The sequence below is a fragment of the Cognatiluteimonas profundi genome (assembly GCF_009792795.1).
In the GTDB taxonomy this organism is placed as follows: domain Bacteria; phylum Pseudomonadota; class Gammaproteobacteria; order Xanthomonadales; family Xanthomonadaceae; genus Cognatiluteimonas; species Cognatiluteimonas profundi.
Genome location: NZ_VKHQ01000003.1, coordinates 735,967 through 751,107 on the forward strand (window position 1 = coordinate 735,967; position 15,141 = coordinate 751,107).

Consider the following 15,141-nt stretch of genomic DNA (forward strand, 5'->3'; position numbering starts at 1 on the left):
GACTACAGCTGGCCGGACTACAGCAGCACGACATCGAACTGCTCCTGCATGTACTGGGTGTCGGCCTGGAAACGGATCGACTTGCCGAGGAATTCCTCAAGCTCGGCAACGGCCGCGGACTCCTCGTCGGTGATGCGCGCGACGACCTTCGGCGAGGCGATCACCAGCAGCCGCGCCGCCTCGAACTGCCGCACCGCGCGGGTGATCTCGCGGAAGATTTCGTAGGTCACCGTTTCCGCGGTCTTGAGCATGCCGCGCCCACCGCACTCGTGGCAGGGCTCGCACAGCTGCCGCTCGAGGCTTTCCACGGTGCGCTTGCGCGTCATCTCGACCAGGCCCAGCGGCGAGAAATCATAGACCGTGGTCTTGGCGTGGTCGCGCGCCAGCGCCTTCTCGATGGTGCGCAGCACCTGGCGCCGATGGTCGGCGTCGTGCATGTCGATGAAGTCGATGATGATGATGCCGCCCAGGTTGCGCAGGCGCAGTTGCCGCGCCACCGCCTGTGCGGCCTCAAGGTTCGTGCGGTAGACGGTCTCCTCCAGGTTTCTTTGCCCGAGGAACGAGCCGGTGTTGACGTCGACGGTGGTCATCGCCTCGGTCTGGTCGATCACCAGGTAGCCGCCCGACTTGAGCGGCACCTGTTTCTCCAGCGCGCGCTGGATCTCGTCCTCGACGCCGTAGAGGTCGAACACCGGGCGTGCGCCGGTGTAGTGCTCGATCTTCTCGGCCAGGCCCGGCATGTATTGCGCGGCAAAGCTGCGAAGGCGTTCGCAGGTTTCGCGCGAGTCGACCTTGACCTTCTCCACATCGCGGCGCATGAGGTCGCGCACGGCGCGCATCGGCAGGCTCAGGTCCTCGTAGATGCAGGCGCCGACGCGGGCGCTGCGGACCTGCTCCTCGACCAGCGCCCATGCACGACCGAGATATGCGACGTCCTCGGCGAGCGCTTCGGCCGGTTGTCCTTCGGCGTTGGTGCGGACGATGTAGCCCGGGCTGCCCAGCGGCGCGGACAACTCCGCGACCAGGCCCTTGAGTCGCGCGCGCTCGGTCTCGTCCTCGATCCGCGACGACACACCGACCACCTTGGACTGCGGCAGCAGCACGAGGTAGCGCGACGGGATGCTCAGCTGCGTCGTCAGGCGCGCGCCCTTGCTGCCGATGGGATCCTTGACCACCTGCACGATCACCTCGCCGCCTTCGCGCAGCAATTCGGTGATCGAGGGAACCGTCGCGGGCATGGCCGGCGTCACCGGGGTTTCGACGCCATCGATCGTGCGCGCCGGGGCCGGACGCTGGATGTCGTTGGCATGCAGGAATGCGGCGCGGTCCAGCCCGATCTCCACGAATGCCGCCTGCATGCCCGGCATCACCCGTTGCACGCGACCCTTGTAGATGTTGCCCACGACGCCGCGACTCCAGCCGCGTTCGATGTGCAGCTCCTGCAGCATTCCGTTTTCGACGACGGCCACGCGGGTCTCGCGCGGCGTCACGTTGATGAGGATTTCCTCGGTCATGCGCCGGCGCCGGCAGGAGGTGGTTCGCAGCCGATCAGACCGGCTTGGCGGAGCAACTGCCCGGTCTCGAACAGCGGCAGGCCCATGACGCCGGAGTAGCTGCCCGACAGGTGCGAAATGAAGGCCTGCGCCAGGCCCTGGATCGCATAACCGCCAGCCTTGCCGTCGGGCTCGCCACTGGCGACATAGGCGGCGATCGCGGCGTCATCCAGCGGCGCCAGGGTGACCTGCGAATGGCACCTGGCCTGCAACTCACGCCCGGCCGACACCAGCGAGACGGCCGACAGCACCTGGTGCGTGCGGCCCGAGAGACGTCGCAGCATCGCGGCGGCATCGTCGCCATCGCGCGGTTTGCCGAACACCTCTCCATCCAGCACGACTTCGGTATCGGCGCCGAGCACCCACGCGCCCGGCACCGCTACAACCTCGAGCAGGCCCGCACCGGCTTTCTCACGGGCCACGCGGTCGACGTAGTCCTCGGCAGGCTCGTCGCTGCGCCTGACTTCGGGGACGTCGATATCGAGCACGCCGAAACGCAAGCCGAGCAGGGTCAGCAAGTCGCGGCGACGCGGAGATTGCGAGGCGAGATACAGCATCCGTGGAGAATACCCTGCGCCCGCGTGCCGACCGGTCGCCCGGGGCGATAACCCCGGTGCGGCTCACAGTTCGTTCACCCATCGGTACCAACCCTGTTCATCCCACACGGAGATTCCAATGCACCTGCCCAGCACGCGTTTCCTGCGCCTTGTCCTGTGTGCGGCGACCTTGTCCTCCTCCCTCATGGTCGCCAACGCCTTCGCGCAGGGTTCTCCCGCTGCCGTCGCCGCGCCGGTGACGTCTGGCGACGGGACATTGCTTGCGGTGTCCGCCGAAGCCGAATCCCGGCGCGTGCCCGACGTGGCAACGATATCGGCCGGCGTGGTGACCCAGGCGGTGGACGCGAACACGGCGATGCGCAGCAACGCCACGCAGATGGACAAGGTGATGGCTGCCATCCAGGCGGCCGGGATTCCACAACGCGACATCCAGACCAGCGGCATCAACCTCAATCCGCAATACCGGTACGTCGAGAACCAGAACCCGACCATCATCGGTTACCAGGCCAGCAACACCGTCAACCTGCGCGTCCATGACATCGCCAAACTGGGCAAGGTGCTCGACGCACTGGTCGCCAGCGGTGCGAACCAGGTCAACGGGCCGAGCTTCGAGATCGACCAGCCAGAACCGGCTTATGACGAAGCGCGCCGCGCGGCCCTGGACAAGGCCCAGGCGCGTGCGGCGATGTACGCCAAGACGCTCGGCATGCGCGTGCGCCGCATCGTCAGCATCAGCGAGGGCGGCGGCTCACGTCCGCCAGGCCCGATCGCGATGCAGGCGATGGCCCGCGGCAAGGCGGAGGCCGACACGGCGGTTTCACCCGGCGAGACCGCGCTGAGCGTGACCCTCGATATCGTCTTCGAACTGGGTCGCTGACATGGCCGGCCCCGACAGGACCTCTCCCCCCGCCGCGGATCCGAAGGCCGGTCGCAATGCCGGCTATGCCGAAAACCAGGCCCGCGACAAGGACGACGCCCGCCAGCGGGTCATTCCCCCTCGGCCGTCGCCCGACGCGGGCGAACTGGGCCACGACCCCGACGCGCAGCCGGACCCCGCAAAAGGCTCCTGAGGCTTCTGCTCCGTTCCCTGGCTGATCGAGGGCGACCACTGGTCGCCCTTTTCACGACGATCGTCAGCCGCCGCTTCCCGTACTCATGCGTACGGAGCAGCTTCGAGTGGCGGAGCCCTTGGGGGGCCGCCCAACCCCACCTCCGCCGTCGGCGCGTTGACGCCCAGGCAGCCATCGCGCTGTCGACCGTTGTGCAGGCAACCGGAGAATCCCATGGTGCATTCGATCCGTCACACCCAACGCCCCCACCTCGAGCCCAACCGCATTGCCGGCCTCGCGGCCGCGATCACGCTCAACACCGCCCTGCTGATGCTCCTGCTGGTGCCGATGAGCGCGCCACCGGTGATGCCGCTGCCCACGATCACGCAGGTCCTGCACTGGGTGGAAGCGCGCCCGAAGCCGCCGACGCCGCCGGTTCCGGTCCCCATCACGCACACGCCGCCCGCTGCGCATGCCACTCCCGTCCATGAAAGGGCTGCCACGCCACAGACCGACGAGACGCCAGTCATTACCGACACCCGGTCGGCGATGACCATCGATACCGATATCGGCACCGAGCCCACCAGGACCATCGAGGATGTGAGCCAACCGCTGCCGGGCGTGCGCCTGGAATACGACCGGGCGCCGGCTCCGGCCTACCCGCGCGACGCGCTGCGCGCAGGCGTCGAGGGCACCGTGATGCTGCAGGTGCTGGTCGATGTCGATGGGCGCCCGTTGCGGGTGGATGTGCAGCACAGCAGTGGTGACCGGCGGCTGGACATCGCTGCGCGCAGGCAGGTCCTGGAGCACTGGCATTTCCGGCCGGCGATGAAGGACGGCCGGGCGATGCAGGCCATCGGACTGGTGCCGATCGCCTTCAACCTGGGCGGTTGATCCCACGGCGGCGCGGGGATGTCCCTGCGCCGTCGGCCATGCGGTGGTCAAGCGCGGTGGTACGGGTGGTTGGCAAGCAGCGTCGCGGCGCGATAGAGCTGTTCGGCGACGACCAATCGCACCAGCATGTGCGGCAGCGTCAGCGGCCCCAGCGACCAGCGCTCGTCCGCGCGCGCGCTGACGTCGGCGGCGTGACCCTCGGGCCCACCGATCAGGAATGCGAGGTCGCGACCGAGTCCGCGCCAGTATTCCAGTCGCTGGCCCAGCTCTTCCGACGTCCATGACCTGCCGGGACCATCGAGCGCGACGACGTGGGTGTTCCGCGGCAATGCGGCGAGTACGCGCCCGCCCTCGTCGGCGATCGCGCGGGACGCGTCACGACCCTTGCCGCGCACGCCGGGCTCGATCTCGACGAGCTCCAGCGGAAGCCATCGCGACAGGCGCTTGCGGTATTCGTCGAATCCCGCGACGACCCATGACGGTGGGTGCTCGCCGACGGCGATGAGACGCGCTTTCATGGGTGGCGATCAGCCCGTGGCAGGCTGCCGTCAGGTCCGGTCTTCGGCGGCTTCTTCGATGACGTGTTCGTCCGGCGGCTGGTCGCCGACGGTCCACAGGCGCTCGAGCGCATAGAACTCGCGCACGCGCGGCAGCATCACGTGGACGACGACATCGCCGAGGTCGACCAGGACCCACTCGGCCTCGCGCTCGCCTTCGACGCCGAGCGGCTGCACATCGAGCTTCTTCGCGAAGCGGACGACTTCATCTGCGATCGATTTGACGTGGCGGGTCGATGTACCCGACGCCACGACCATCCAGTCGGTGACGCTGCTCTTGCCGCGCACGTCGATTTCGATCACGTCGCGCGCCTTGAGCTCGGCGACTGCATCAAGGACCGTCTGCAACAGTACGTCGGTGGGCGGAGCCGGGTTGGGCAAACGGGTCTTGATGACCTGGGCTTTGGATGTCAAGGCGGAAACTCGCTGCGCGGCGCTTTCAGGAGGAAACGCAATTATAACGGAGCGCCCGGTCGCGGCCCGATGACGGCGTCGGCCGCGGACATGCTGTACAGGTGGTGTTCGACGATGTAGGCGGCCACGGCCGGTGGTACCAGCTGGGACCAGTCGCGACCGGCGGCGATGCGATCGCGGATTCCCGTCGCCGAATGCGATTGCAGTGTCTGGTGCAGGGCAAGCACGCGGCCGGCTGGCGCCGCGCGCAGCGCTGCCGGATGATCCACCCAGCGTCCGTCGAGCGCTTGGCGCAAGGCGTCCGTAGCGCCGTCGAGTGGGAAACCGGCGCGTTCAGCGACGACGAAATGCGTCAGCGCGAACAGCTCCCGCCAGTCCTTCCAACTGGGCAGGTCGCGGAAGCTGTCGGCACCGACCAGCCACGCGATCGACGCGTCCGGCCCGAGTTGCGCGCGCAGCGCCGTCAGGGTGTCGATGCTCCAGGAGCGGCCTTCGCGCGCGAGTTCGCGCAGGTCCAGCAACAGTCCGGGCGTGTCCGCGATCGCCAGGCGCACCATCTCGGCCCGGTCGGTCGCGCTGGCACCCGGGCGGGGCCGATGCGGTGGATCGGCCGCTGGCAGCAGGCGGATGTCGGCCGACAGCGCGTCGCGGGCCGCACAGGCGATCGCCAGATGCCCGTTGTGCACGGGATCGAACGTGCCCCCGTAGAACACGTGCAGCGGAAGGTCCGCGGTCACGAGGCGAGCAGCGACCGCGCCCTTGCATCGGCGACGGCGAGCAGGAGGCGCTCGAGCAACACCCAGGGGTCACCTGCTGCCCTGCCCTTCGCGGCCTGGTCGACCACGGCCGCCCGCGCCACGAACTGCTCCCATTGCGACACCGGGTGTCGCGACAGTGCGCGCCGATAAGGCGCTTGCCGCGATTCCCAGATCTGCTGCGCCTTGAATTCGGCGGCAAGGTTGCCGCCGCGGGCCTGCACGCGGGCGATAGCGGCCGCACGCTGCAACTCCTTGACGATCATGCCGAGCAGGGCGGGAACGACTTCGCCTTCGGCCCGCAGCCCGGCCAGCATGCGCGAGACGTGCGCCGCTTCGCCGTTCATCGCGGCATCGAGCAGGCGGAAGACATCGAAGCGCGCTGCATCGGCAACCAGCGCGTCCATCCGATCGGCATCCAGGACGCCGTCGTGGCTGAGCAGGGCGAGTTTTTCGATCTCCTGGGCGGCGGCCAGCAGGTTGCCCTGGACGCGATCCGCCAGCCTCTGCACGGCATCGGCGCTAGCCGCGACACCCTTGGCGCGCAGGCGACGTTCGATCCAGCCGACCAGTTCATGCGGCTTGACCGCCCATGCGATGACCACCAGGCCCGCGCTGCCGATGGCCTGGCTCCACTTTCCGGCGTGCTTCATGCTCCAGTCGCCGCCGGTCACCAGCAGGACAACGTCGGCGGGGGGATCGGCGCAGAACTCGCTGATCACGCGTGCGCCTTCCACTCCAGGTTTACCGGTCGGCAGGCGCAGCTCGACCAGGCGCCGGCTGCAGAACAGCCCCGGACTGCGGAAGCTGGATTCCAGCGCGTTCCAGTCCAGCTCGCGCTGGCCTTCGGCCTCGAAGACCTCGCGATCCAGGATCCCCTGCGACCGCGCTGCCGCGCGGATGGCGTCGGCGGCTTCCAGCACCAGCAAGGGCTCCGGACCGGCAACCAGGCAGGCCGGCGGCAGCGGATGCGCCTTCAGGTGCGCCTCCAGCCGATCGACCTTCAGTTCCATGTGTTGGCCTCAGGCCGGATCAGGGCGCGACGGGCACCGGTGCTGGCACCTTGGTCGGATCATGCGAGGCGGCATCGATGCGACGCAGGATCGAGGCGACCATCTCGCGGCGCAGTTCGCGGGTCAGGATTTCGCGCTCGCCTTCGGTGCCCGAGGAATTGGTCGGCACCGAGATGTAGTCGCGCGACAACTCGACCACCTGCTGTGGCACCAGGTCGGTGCCGTCGGCGCGGTTGAGGACGAAGATCACCGCGTATCGAAGGGTGTATTCCTGCGCGCGTCCGGCCTGGTCGACGGACAGCGGCGTGCTTCCCCATCGCTCGGAGACGATGCGCAGGGTCGCCACGCCGGTGGTGGCATCGTCCGCGGCCGGCGTCGCGCCAGCACGATCCAGCGCCTCGGACAGCGCGGTCGCCAGCGGGCTGTAGGGATCGGGGGAGACCACGCGCAGCGGGCCCAGGTCGGCGGGAATCGCCAGCGCGTCGCGCAGATGGAAGCCACAGGCAGTCAGGGCGAATGCCAGCAGCATGAGGCTGCATCCGCGCGCCAACATCGAAAGGGAGATCGGAAGTCTGGTCATGCGGGGCAGTCTGGCGGACGTCGGTCAGGCGGGCAAGCGTGGCCTGCCCGGTCGTCAGCCGGCGACGATGTTGACGATGCGACCGGGCACCACGATGACCTTGCGGACCGTGAGTCCTTCCAGGAACCGTGCGACATGCGGCTCGCCCAGCGCAGCGGCTTCGATCAGGGCGCGGTCGGTGTCGGGCGCGACCTCGATGGTGCCGCGCAACTTGCCGTTGACCTGCACCGCCAGGGTGAGCGTGTCGCGGACGAGCGCGGCGGGATCGGCCTGGGGGAACGGCACGTCCTCGATCAGGGTTTCGCCATGCCCGAGCGCCTGCCACAGCGCATGGCTGACATGCGGCGTCACCGGATTGAGCAGCAGCACCATCATCTCCAGCGCTTCGTGGCGAACCGCGCGGCCCTGCTCGCTCATGTCGTCGAACCTGGAAACGTGGTTCAGCAACTCCATCAGCGACGCGATCGCGGTGTTGAAGCTGTGCCGGCGTCCGTAGTCGTCGCCGACCTTGCGGATGGTTTCATGCACCTGCCGACGCAAGGTCGCCTGCGCGGGCGACAACGCGTTGCGATCGACCGGTGGATGGTCGGGCTGGCCGACATGGGTCATGACTTCCCGCCAGAAACGGCGCAGGAAACGCGACATGCCTTCCACGCCCGCTTCGTTCCATTCCAGCGACTGCTCGGGCGGCGCGGCGAACATCGAAAACAGCCGCACGGTATCCGCGCCATGGCGGTCGACCATGGCCTGCGGGTCGACGCCGTTGTTCTTGGATTTCGACATCTTCTCGATGCCGCCGATCCGGACCGGCTGCCCGTCGGCCTTCAACACCGCGCCGATGATGTGCGCGCGCTCGTCGCGACGGATTTCGACATCCGCCGGATTGATCCATTCCCGCGATCCGTCGTCGCTGTCGCGATAGAACGTCTCGGCGATCACCATGCCCTGGGTCAGCAGGTTGCGCGCGGGCTCATCGCTTCCGACCAGGCCTTCGTCGCGCAGCAGGCGGTGATAGAAGCGGAAGTACAGCAGGTGCAGGATCGCGTGCTCGATGCCGCCGATGTACTGGTCGACCGGCAGCCAGTGATTGGCCCGCGCATCGACCATGCCGGTCGCGCCCGGCGAGGTGTAGCGCGCGTAGTACCAGCTTGATTCCATGAAGGTGTCGAATGTGTCGGTTTCGCGCTCGGCGGCGCCGCCGCACTGCGGGCAGGTCGTCCGACGCCATTCGGGATCGGCCTTGATCGGCGAGCCGGTTCCCATCAGCTGCACGTCTTCGGGCAATACGACCGGCAATGCGTCTTCCGGCACCGGCACCGCGCCGCAAGCCTCGCAGTAGATGACGGGAATCGGACAGCCCCAGTAGCGCTGGCGGCTGACGCCCCAATCGCGCAGGCGGAAGTTGACGCGTCGCTCGCCGCGCCCATCGTGCTCGAAGCGCTCGGCCAGTGCATCGAACGCCTGCTGGAAATCCATGCCGTCGAGGTCGCCGGAATTCACCAGCACCCCGCGCTCCGTGTACGCGCCTTCCGCGGCGATGCGATGCTCGAACTCGCGCACGACCTGGACCGCGGCGCCGGCATCGTACAGCTCGATGGCCGCTGCTTCGCCCAGGGCGCTGCGCATGGGATCGTCGTGGCTGGCCGCATGGCGGCCGATGGCATCGATCGCATCGCGGACGTTGTCGGGAACGACCACCATCCGGACCGGCAGGTCGTAGGTGCGCGCGAATTCCCAATCGCGCTGGTCGTGGCCGGGCACCGCCATGACCGCGCCCGTGCCGTAACTCATCAGGACGAAGTTGGCAACGAAGACCGGAAGCGGCTCGCCGCTGACCGGATGCAATGCACGCAGGCCGGTGTCCATGCCGCGCTTGGCCTGCGTCTCCAGCTCCGCCTCGGACGTGCCGCCATGCTTGAGCTCGGCGATGAACGCCGCAAGCGCCGGATTGTCCTGCGCGGCAGCGATCGCCAGCGGATGCTCGGCCGCGATGCTGACGAAAGTGACTCCCATCAGCGTGTCCGGACGCGTGGTGAACACCTTCAGTTGTCGCGGGTGCAGCGTCCCGTTGCGGTCCTGGATGTCGAACGCGAACTCGAGGCCTTCGCTGCGACCGATCCAGTTGCGCTGCATCGTCTTGACCGAATCCGGCCAGCCATCGAGCGTATCCAGGCCGTCAAGCAGCTCCTGGGCGTAGTCGGTGATGCGCAGGAACCATTGCGGGATCTCGCGCTTCTCCACCAGTGCGCCCGAGCGCCAGCCGCGACCGTCGATCACCTGCTCGTTGGCGAGTACGGTCTGGTCCACCGGATCCCAGTTGACGACGGAGTTCTTGCGATACGCCAGGCCCTTCTTCATCAGCCGCACGAACATGCGCTGCTCGTGCACGTAGTACTCGGGCCGGCAGGTGGCGAACTCGCGGCTCCAGTCGATCGCATAACCCATCGTCTTGAGCTGCGCGCGCATGTGCTCGATGTTGGCGTAGGTCCACTTCGCCGGCGCGGTGCGGTTCTTGATCGCCGCGTTTTCCGCGGGCAGGCCGAACGCGTCCCAGCCCATGGGCTGCAGGACGTTCTTGCCCGTCATCCGCTGGTAGCGGCTGATGACGTCGCCGATCGTGTAGTTGCGCACATGCCCCATGTGCAACGCGCCCGAGGGATACGGCAGCATCGACAGGCAATAGAACTTGGGCCTGCCTGCGTCCTCCCGCACCTCGAACGCACGGCTGTCCTCCCAGAACTGGCGGGCGGCGGATTCGACGGCGGAGGGATCGTAGGCGACAGGCTCGGCGGACACGGCAGGCACGCAACGGGGAGGACCGGGAAGCCTACCCCAGCCCACCATGGGCCGCCACGGCGAGAGACGCCAAAAGCGCGCATCAGTGCCCGGTGACGGTAGAGCCACGTGGTTAGAATGCGGCGTCGCGACCTGCAGCCCTTGCATGCCAGGCGATATCCACCGCCCGCGAACCCTTCCCTTCCAGACAACATCATCGAGCCCCGCCATGCCCAGCCGACTGCCCGCTTTTCGCCAGCTTGCGATCCCGGCGTTCGCCGTGCTCGCGGTGGCAACCATGCTCCCGGTCCACGCCAGCGATCCAGCCACGCCTGCGCAGGCGACGATGCTGCATTGCAGTCACCTGTTCGACTCCGGCAGCGGCAAGCTGCAGGGCGAGACCAGCATCATCGTGCAGGGCGACCGGATCGCCTCCGTGCAGGCCGGCCGCGCGACGCCACCCGCCGGTGCGAAGGTGATCGAACTGGCAGGCACCTGCCTGCCCGGGCTGATCGACAGCCACGTGCACCTGACGTCGCAGTTCAGCGCGTCGAGCTACTCCGACCAGTTCCGCCTGAACCCGGCGGACTACGCGATCCGCGGCACCGTCTATGCGCGCCGGACCCTGCTTGCCGGATTCACCACGGTGCGCAACCTGGGCGACACCGCGAACGAATCGATCGCGCTTCGCAATGCGATCAAGGCCGGCATCGTCGACGGACCGCGCATCCTGACCGCTGGCAAGCCGATCGGCTCGACTGGCGGACATGCCGATCCCACCGATGGCTATCGCGCCGACCTGCAGGGCGATCCCGGCCCGCAGGACGCCATCATCAACGGACCGCAGGACGCGTGGAAGGCGATTCGCCAGCATTACAAGGACGGAGTCGACCTGATCAAGATCATGCCGTCGGGCGGCGTCCTCGATGAAAGCACAAGCGCCGACAATTCACAGCTCACCGAGGAAGAGCTGCGCGCGCTGGTTGCCGCGGCGAAGGACTACGGCTACGCGGTTGCCGCGCATGCGCACGGCACCGAAGCCATCCGGCGCGCGGTGCTGGCCGGTGTCGACTCGATCGAGCACGGCACCTACATGGACGACGCCGACATGAAGCTGATGAAGCAGCGCGGGACCTGGTTCGTCCCGACCATCATCGCTGGCGACTATGTCGCGCAGAAAGCGAAGATCCCGGGCTTCTACCCGCCGCAGGTCGCGGCGAAGGCGGCGCAGGTCGGGCCATTGATCCTCGCCACCGCCGGCAGGGCCTACCGCGCCGGCGTGCCGATCGCCTTCGGCACCGATGCCGGGGTCTATCCGCACGGCGACAACGCCCACGAATTCGAACTGATGGTGCAGGCGGGCATGCCCGCTGCATTCGCCCTGCAGACGGCGACCAGGAATGCGTCGAAGCTGCTGCGCATGGACAAGGACATCGGCAGCGTCGAAGTCGGCAAGTACGCGGACATCGTCGCCGTGCCGGGGGATCCGACCGCCGACATCTCGCTGATGAAACAGGTCGACTTCGTGATGAAGGGCGGCCAGGTCTACAAGCAGCCATGACCGGTCGCGCCACGTCGTGACGGGCGACTGGATCGGCTACCTGGCAGCGGCACTGACGACGTTGTCGTTCGTGCCGCAAGCCCTGCAGATCATCCGCAGCAAGGACACGCGCGGCATCTCGATGCCGATGTACCTGAGCTTCACCGTCGGTGTCGCCTGCTGGATCGGGTATGGCGTGGTCCTGGGATCGGTCCCGATGATCGCCTCCAACCTGGTCACCCTTGCGCTGGCGGCGACGATCCTGGCATTGAAGTTGCGCTACGGCTGACGATCCCGCGTTCGCCTTCATGAAGCCTTGCAACCCCGGGATGCTAGCGTTGCGGGTGGTCCCGCTTCGCGCAATGCCCGGCCCTGCCAGCACTTTCCCCACTTGGTGATCCCATGACCGAAAGCATGCAAGCCTCGTACGTTTTCGATGCCAACGCGGCCAATTTCGAGGCGGACGTCCTCAAGCAATCATTGACGGTGCCGGTGCTTGTCGATTTCTGGGCCACCTGGTGCGGTCCGTGCAAACAGCTGGGACCGATCCTGGAAAAGCTCGCCGCGGACTACAACGGCGCTTTCCTGCTGGCCAAGGTCGACGTGGATGCAGAGCAGCAGCTCGCCGCCGCGTTCCAGATCCGTTCCATTCCAACTGTGATGCTCGTCAAGGATGGACAGCTGCTGGATGGATTTCCGGGCGCCTTGCCGGAGGCGCAGCTGCGCGAATTCCTGAAGCACCACGGCATCGAACCGGCACCCGCCGTCGAGGAGCCGCCAGCTGTCGACACCGCGCCGCCCGTGGATCCGCACGCGGAAGTCATGCGCCTGCGCAAGGCGATCGAGGCCGCGCCCGACCAGGCCGCGCTGCGGCTGGACCTCGCGCTTGCCCTGCTCGCCACCGGCGGCGCGCATGAAGCCGAACAGTTGCTCGACGCACTCCCGGCCAACCTCGCCACCGACGAACGCGCGGTGAAAGCACGCACGCAACTGGGGTTTTCCGCGCTGCTGCGCGATGCACCGCCGCCAACGATCCTGGAGGCTGCGATCGCCGCCAACCCGGACGACCTGCGCGCGCGCCACCTGCTGGGCGTGCAGCAGATCGTCGCCGGCGACCCCGAGGCTGGGCTGGAGCAGTTCCTCGAAATGCTGCGGCGCAATCGCGGCTTCGACAACGGCCTGCCGAAACAGGCGCTCCTGGATGCTTTCCGCATCGTCCAGGACGAGGACCTGGTGGGGCGCTACCGTCGCAGGATGGCCTCTTTGCTGCTGGTGTGACACGTGGGGCCGGGGGCCCCTGACCGGCGTTCGCCCGGCCCTTGTCCAGCGTATGCTCGCGCTGCAATCTGGAAAGCCATGTCAAACCCGATGCCCGACAGCGATATCGATGCCGCCATGCCGGAGATAAGCGGCTATCGGTTGTCGCGCGTCATTGGCCACGGCGGCATGTCGACCGTGTACCTGGGGGAGCAGGCGTCGCTCGAGCGCGAAGTCGCCATCAAGGTGATGCTGCCCGAAGCACTGGCGGACGAAGTCAGCCGTCGCCGCTTCGAGAATGAGGCCCGCACCATCGCGCGCCTCGAGCATCCGCACATCGTCGGCATCTTCGAGATCGGTCGCACCCGCGATGGCCTTCCGTATTACGCGATGCCATTCCTCGCGCATGGCCATCTTGGCCAGCGCGATTTCACCCAGGACGGCCTGGACAATGCGCACGCGCGCGTCCGCGCGATCCTGTACTCCTTGCTGACCGCGCTGGACTATGCGCACCAGCGCGGCGTCGTGCACCGCGACGTCAAGGCCGAGAACGTGCTTTTCGACGAGGCCGAGCGCCCGTTGCTCGCGGATTTCGGCATCGCGTTGCGACGCTTCGGTCCGCGTGTCACGACAGCCGGCATGGCGGTCGGCAGCACGGCCTACATGGCACCCGAACAGGCCCGCGGCGAAGAAGTGGATGCGCGCGCCGACCTCTACAGCGTCGGCGTACTCGCGTGGGAGATGCTCACCGGGCAGTTGCCGTACATGGCTGGCGATGCGCTGTCGATGGCGGTCATGCACGCGCAGGATCCGATCCCGCGATTGCCGCGGTCGTTGCGGCACTGGCAGCGATTCCTCGACAAGGCGCTGGCCAAGTCCCCTGCGCAGCGCTATCGCAGCGCGCGCCAGATGCGCGAGGCGCTGGACCGCGTGCCACGACGCAGCGGGCAGCCACTGGTCATGGCCCGGGAGAAGTTGCGGTACGGCATCGAGCAGGTGCGGCGTTGGCCGAAGACAGCATGGCTGATCGTGGTGCTGGCGATCGCCGCCGCAACCGGCCTGGTGTTGCGGCAGGCCGAGCAAGTCCCCGGGTCGTCCTTCTTCCGCGCACCCGGCGCCAGCCGCGACCTGCCGCAGCCGGGCGAGCCGACCGGCATGGCGGTGACGGCGACCGACCCCGGCACGCAGATGTTGCGTCCGTTGCCGATATCTCCAGCCGAGCGCTGGGTCGTGGCGGCCGAACAGCAATTGCGCCAGCAGAACCTGACCGCCCCGGCCGACGCCAATGCCTACGACAGCCTGGTCGCGGCGTGGAAGGTCGATCCGGGGCATCCGCGCCTGGCAGCCGACATCGGGCAGCTGCTCGACGCACTCGGCGCACAAGCCGATCGCAACCTGCGCGCCGGCAACGATCGCCGCGCAAGGGACTACCTGCAGCACGCCACCCAGTTCGCCGCGCAGACCCGCCAGGGTGACAGCGCAAGCATGGCGAAGCTGCGCGCAGGCGTCGTCAGCGCACTGGACGACCGCATCGGCGATGCGGAAAAGAAATTCAATCGCGCGTCCGCCCTGGCCGCGGTCGAAACCGCTCGCGAGCTGGGCGTGGCACCCACGACGATCGCAGGCTTCGCCACGCGCGCGCAGCGCATCCCGACCGCTGGCGACAAGCTCCCCGGCGATGAGCACATGCGCCTCGTGCGGGTTGGGGACAAGGTCATCGCCGCCGCCGCCGCCGACGTGAGCCGCGCCGACTACGCGCGATTCGCTTTTGCCACCGGTCGCCCCGCGGCACTGTGCCGCGAGCGCACGTCATTGCTTCGCCTGCTGGCGCCGCGATCGTGGAAGGAACCCGGATTCGCGCAGTCCGCCGCGCATCCCGTGGTGTGCGTGTCCTGGAGTGACGCCGCGGCATACGCAAACTGGATCGCGCAGCGCAGCGGACATCACTATCGCCTGCCGACCGACGCCGAAGCGCGCGTGCTGCCAAATGCCGGCGCGGCGACACCGGTGGCCACGTGGCTGGAGGAATGCACCGCGGGATGCCGCCAACGCCTGTCAACCGGCCGAAGCTGGCGCGGTACGTCCGGCACGCGTCCGCTGGATCCCAGCCGCGGATACGACGACGTCGGCTTCCGCCTGGTGCGCGACCAATAGTCGTCGCGGGGCCCGCGCACGGCGGCGTCCGCTATAGAATCCG

Annotated in this window: 15 protein-coding genes; 7 read left to right on the forward strand and 8 right to left on the reverse strand. The window is 67.9% G+C overall.

Translation table 11 applies throughout. The features are described 5' to 3' along the window. Positions 1-17: 17 nt before the first annotated feature. Both rng and GST15_RS05425 read right to left on the reverse strand, forming a co-directional pair. Entirely contained in the window at positions 18-1,514 is a 1,497-nt protein-coding gene (rng, locus tag GST15_RS05420; RefSeq protein WP_159016201.1) for a ribonuclease G, read from the reverse strand. Further along, a complete protein-coding gene (locus GST15_RS05425; RefSeq protein ID WP_159016202.1) occupies positions 1,511-2,110 on the reverse strand; it encodes a Maf family protein in 600 nt (199 codons plus the stop codon). Before GST15_RS05425 ends, rng begins: the two co-directional genes overlap by 4 nt. A 142-nt stretch (positions 2,111-2,252) precedes the next feature. Between GST15_RS05425 and GST15_RS05430 the strand changes: the two genes are divergently transcribed. The 3 genes from GST15_RS05430 (at position 2,253) to GST15_RS05440 (ending at position 4,053) form a co-directional block, all read left to right on the forward strand. Continuing rightward, on the forward strand, positions 2,253-2,987 hold the full coding sequence (locus tag GST15_RS05430; RefSeq protein WP_425482209.1) for an SIMPL domain-containing protein: 735 nt from the start codon (positions 2,253-2,255) through the stop codon (positions 2,985-2,987). A gap of 1 nt (position 2,988) precedes the next feature. After that, the gene (locus GST15_RS05435) at positions 2,989-3,180 is read left to right on the forward strand and encodes a hypothetical protein (protein ID WP_159016203.1); all 192 of its coding nucleotides are present in this window, start codon (positions 2,989-2,991) and stop codon (positions 3,178-3,180) included. A gap of 213 nt (positions 3,181-3,393) precedes the next feature. Continuing rightward, entirely contained in the window at positions 3,394-4,053 is a 660-nt protein-coding gene (locus GST15_RS05440) for an energy transducer TonB (protein WP_233263055.1), read from the forward strand. Between the two features lie 47 nt (positions 4,054-4,100). Here the strand turns inward: GST15_RS05440 and rlmH are convergent, their stop codons facing one another. Genes rlmH through leuS form a run of 6 tightly spaced genes read right to left on the reverse strand, consistent with a single transcriptional unit; the run spans position 4,101 to position 10,168 of the window. Continuing rightward, positions 4,101-4,571, reverse strand: a complete 471-nt coding sequence (rlmH, locus tag GST15_RS05445) for a 23S rRNA (pseudouridine(1915)-N(3))-methyltransferase RlmH (RefSeq protein WP_159016204.1) — start codon at positions 4,569-4,571, stop codon at positions 4,101-4,103. Between the two features lie 30 nt (positions 4,572-4,601). Then, positions 4,602-5,024: a ribosome silencing factor gene (gene rsfS, locus GST15_RS05450; protein WP_159016205.1), complete on the reverse strand. Its 423-nt coding sequence runs from the start codon at positions 5,022-5,024 to the stop codon at positions 4,602-4,604. Between the two features lie 41 nt (positions 5,025-5,065). Beyond that, positions 5,066-5,761 carry a nicotinate-nucleotide adenylyltransferase gene (nadD, locus tag GST15_RS05455; protein WP_159016206.1) on the reverse strand — a complete coding sequence of 232 codons (696 nt, stop codon included), beginning with the start codon at positions 5,759-5,761 and terminating at the stop codon, positions 5,066-5,068. Then, positions 5,758-6,792, reverse strand: coding sequence for a DNA polymerase III subunit delta (gene holA, locus GST15_RS05460; protein ID WP_159016207.1), 1,035 nt, complete (start codon positions 6,790-6,792; stop codon positions 5,758-5,760). The genes nadD and holA overlap by 4 nt, the downstream gene beginning before the upstream one ends. Positions 6,793-6,811: 19 nt before the next feature. Then, complete coding sequence (locus GST15_RS05465) at positions 6,812-7,372, reverse strand: LPS-assembly lipoprotein LptE (RefSeq protein ID WP_233263056.1); 561 nt, start codon at positions 7,370-7,372, stop codon at positions 6,812-6,814. A gap of 54 nt (positions 7,373-7,426) precedes the next feature. After that, positions 7,427-10,168 (reverse strand): leucine--tRNA ligase, encoded by a 2,742-nt coding sequence (leuS, locus tag GST15_RS05470; protein WP_233263085.1) that lies wholly within the window; start codon positions 10,166-10,168, stop codon positions 7,427-7,429. Between the two features lie 208 nt (positions 10,169-10,376). On the opposite strand from leuS, the gene GST15_RS05475 reads away from it, so the two are divergent. The 4 genes from GST15_RS05475 to GST15_RS05490 all read left to right on the forward strand — a co-directional run bounded on the left by GST15_RS05475 (position 10,377) and on the right by GST15_RS05490 (position 15,098). Then, on the forward strand, positions 10,377-11,708 hold the full coding sequence (locus GST15_RS05475) for a metal-dependent hydrolase family protein (protein WP_233263057.1): 1,332 nt from the start codon (positions 10,377-10,379) through the stop codon (positions 11,706-11,708). A gap of 16 nt (positions 11,709-11,724) precedes the next feature. Beyond that, on the forward strand, positions 11,725-11,976 hold the full coding sequence (locus GST15_RS05480) for a SemiSWEET transporter (protein ID WP_159016209.1): 252 nt from the start codon (positions 11,725-11,727) through the stop codon (positions 11,974-11,976). Positions 11,977-12,089: 113 nt separating this feature from the next. After that, on the forward strand, positions 12,090-12,965 hold the full coding sequence (gene trxA / locus GST15_RS05485; protein WP_159016210.1) for a thioredoxin: 876 nt from the start codon (positions 12,090-12,092) through the stop codon (positions 12,963-12,965). Between the two features lie 78 nt (positions 12,966-13,043). Next, the gene (locus tag GST15_RS05490) at positions 13,044-15,098 is read left to right on the forward strand and encodes a bifunctional serine/threonine-protein kinase/formylglycine-generating enzyme family protein (RefSeq protein WP_159016211.1); all 2,055 of its coding nucleotides are present in this window, start codon (positions 13,044-13,046) and stop codon (positions 15,096-15,098) included. Positions 15,099-15,141: the final 43 nt, after the last annotated feature.

Coding starts and splice junctions, on each gene's coding strand:
- rng (WP_159016201.1), bottom strand. CDS start 1,514: ATGACCGAGGAAATCCTCATCAACGTGACGCCGCGCGAGACCCGCGTG.
- GST15_RS05425 (WP_159016202.1), bottom strand. CDS start 2,110: ATGCTGTATCTCGCCTCGCAATCTCCGCGTCGCCGCGACTTGCTGACC.
- GST15_RS05435 (WP_159016203.1), top strand. CDS start 2,989: ATGGCCGGCCCCGACAGGACCTCTCCCCCCGCCGCGGATCCGAAGGCC.
- GST15_RS05440 (WP_233263055.1), top strand. CDS start 3,394: ATGGTGCATTCGATCCGTCACACCCAACGCCCCCACCTCGAGCCCAAC.
- rlmH (WP_159016204.1), bottom strand. CDS start 4,571: ATGAAAGCGCGTCTCATCGCCGTCGGCGAGCACCCACCGTCATGGGTC.
- holA (WP_159016207.1), bottom strand. CDS start 6,792: ATGGAACTGAAGGTCGATCGGCTGGAGGCGCACCTGAAGGCGCATCCG.
- GST15_RS05465 (WP_233263056.1), bottom strand. CDS start 7,372: ATGACCAGACTTCCGATCTCCCTTTCGATGTTGGCGCGCGGATGCAGC.
- GST15_RS05475 (WP_233263057.1), top strand. CDS start 10,377: ATGCCCAGCCGACTGCCCGCTTTTCGCCAGCTTGCGATCCCGGCGTTC.
- trxA (WP_159016210.1), top strand. CDS start 12,090: ATGACCGAAAGCATGCAAGCCTCGTACGTTTTCGATGCCAACGCGGCC.
- GST15_RS05490 (WP_159016211.1), top strand. CDS start 13,044: ATGTCAAACCCGATGCCCGACAGCGATATCGATGCCGCCATGCCGGAG.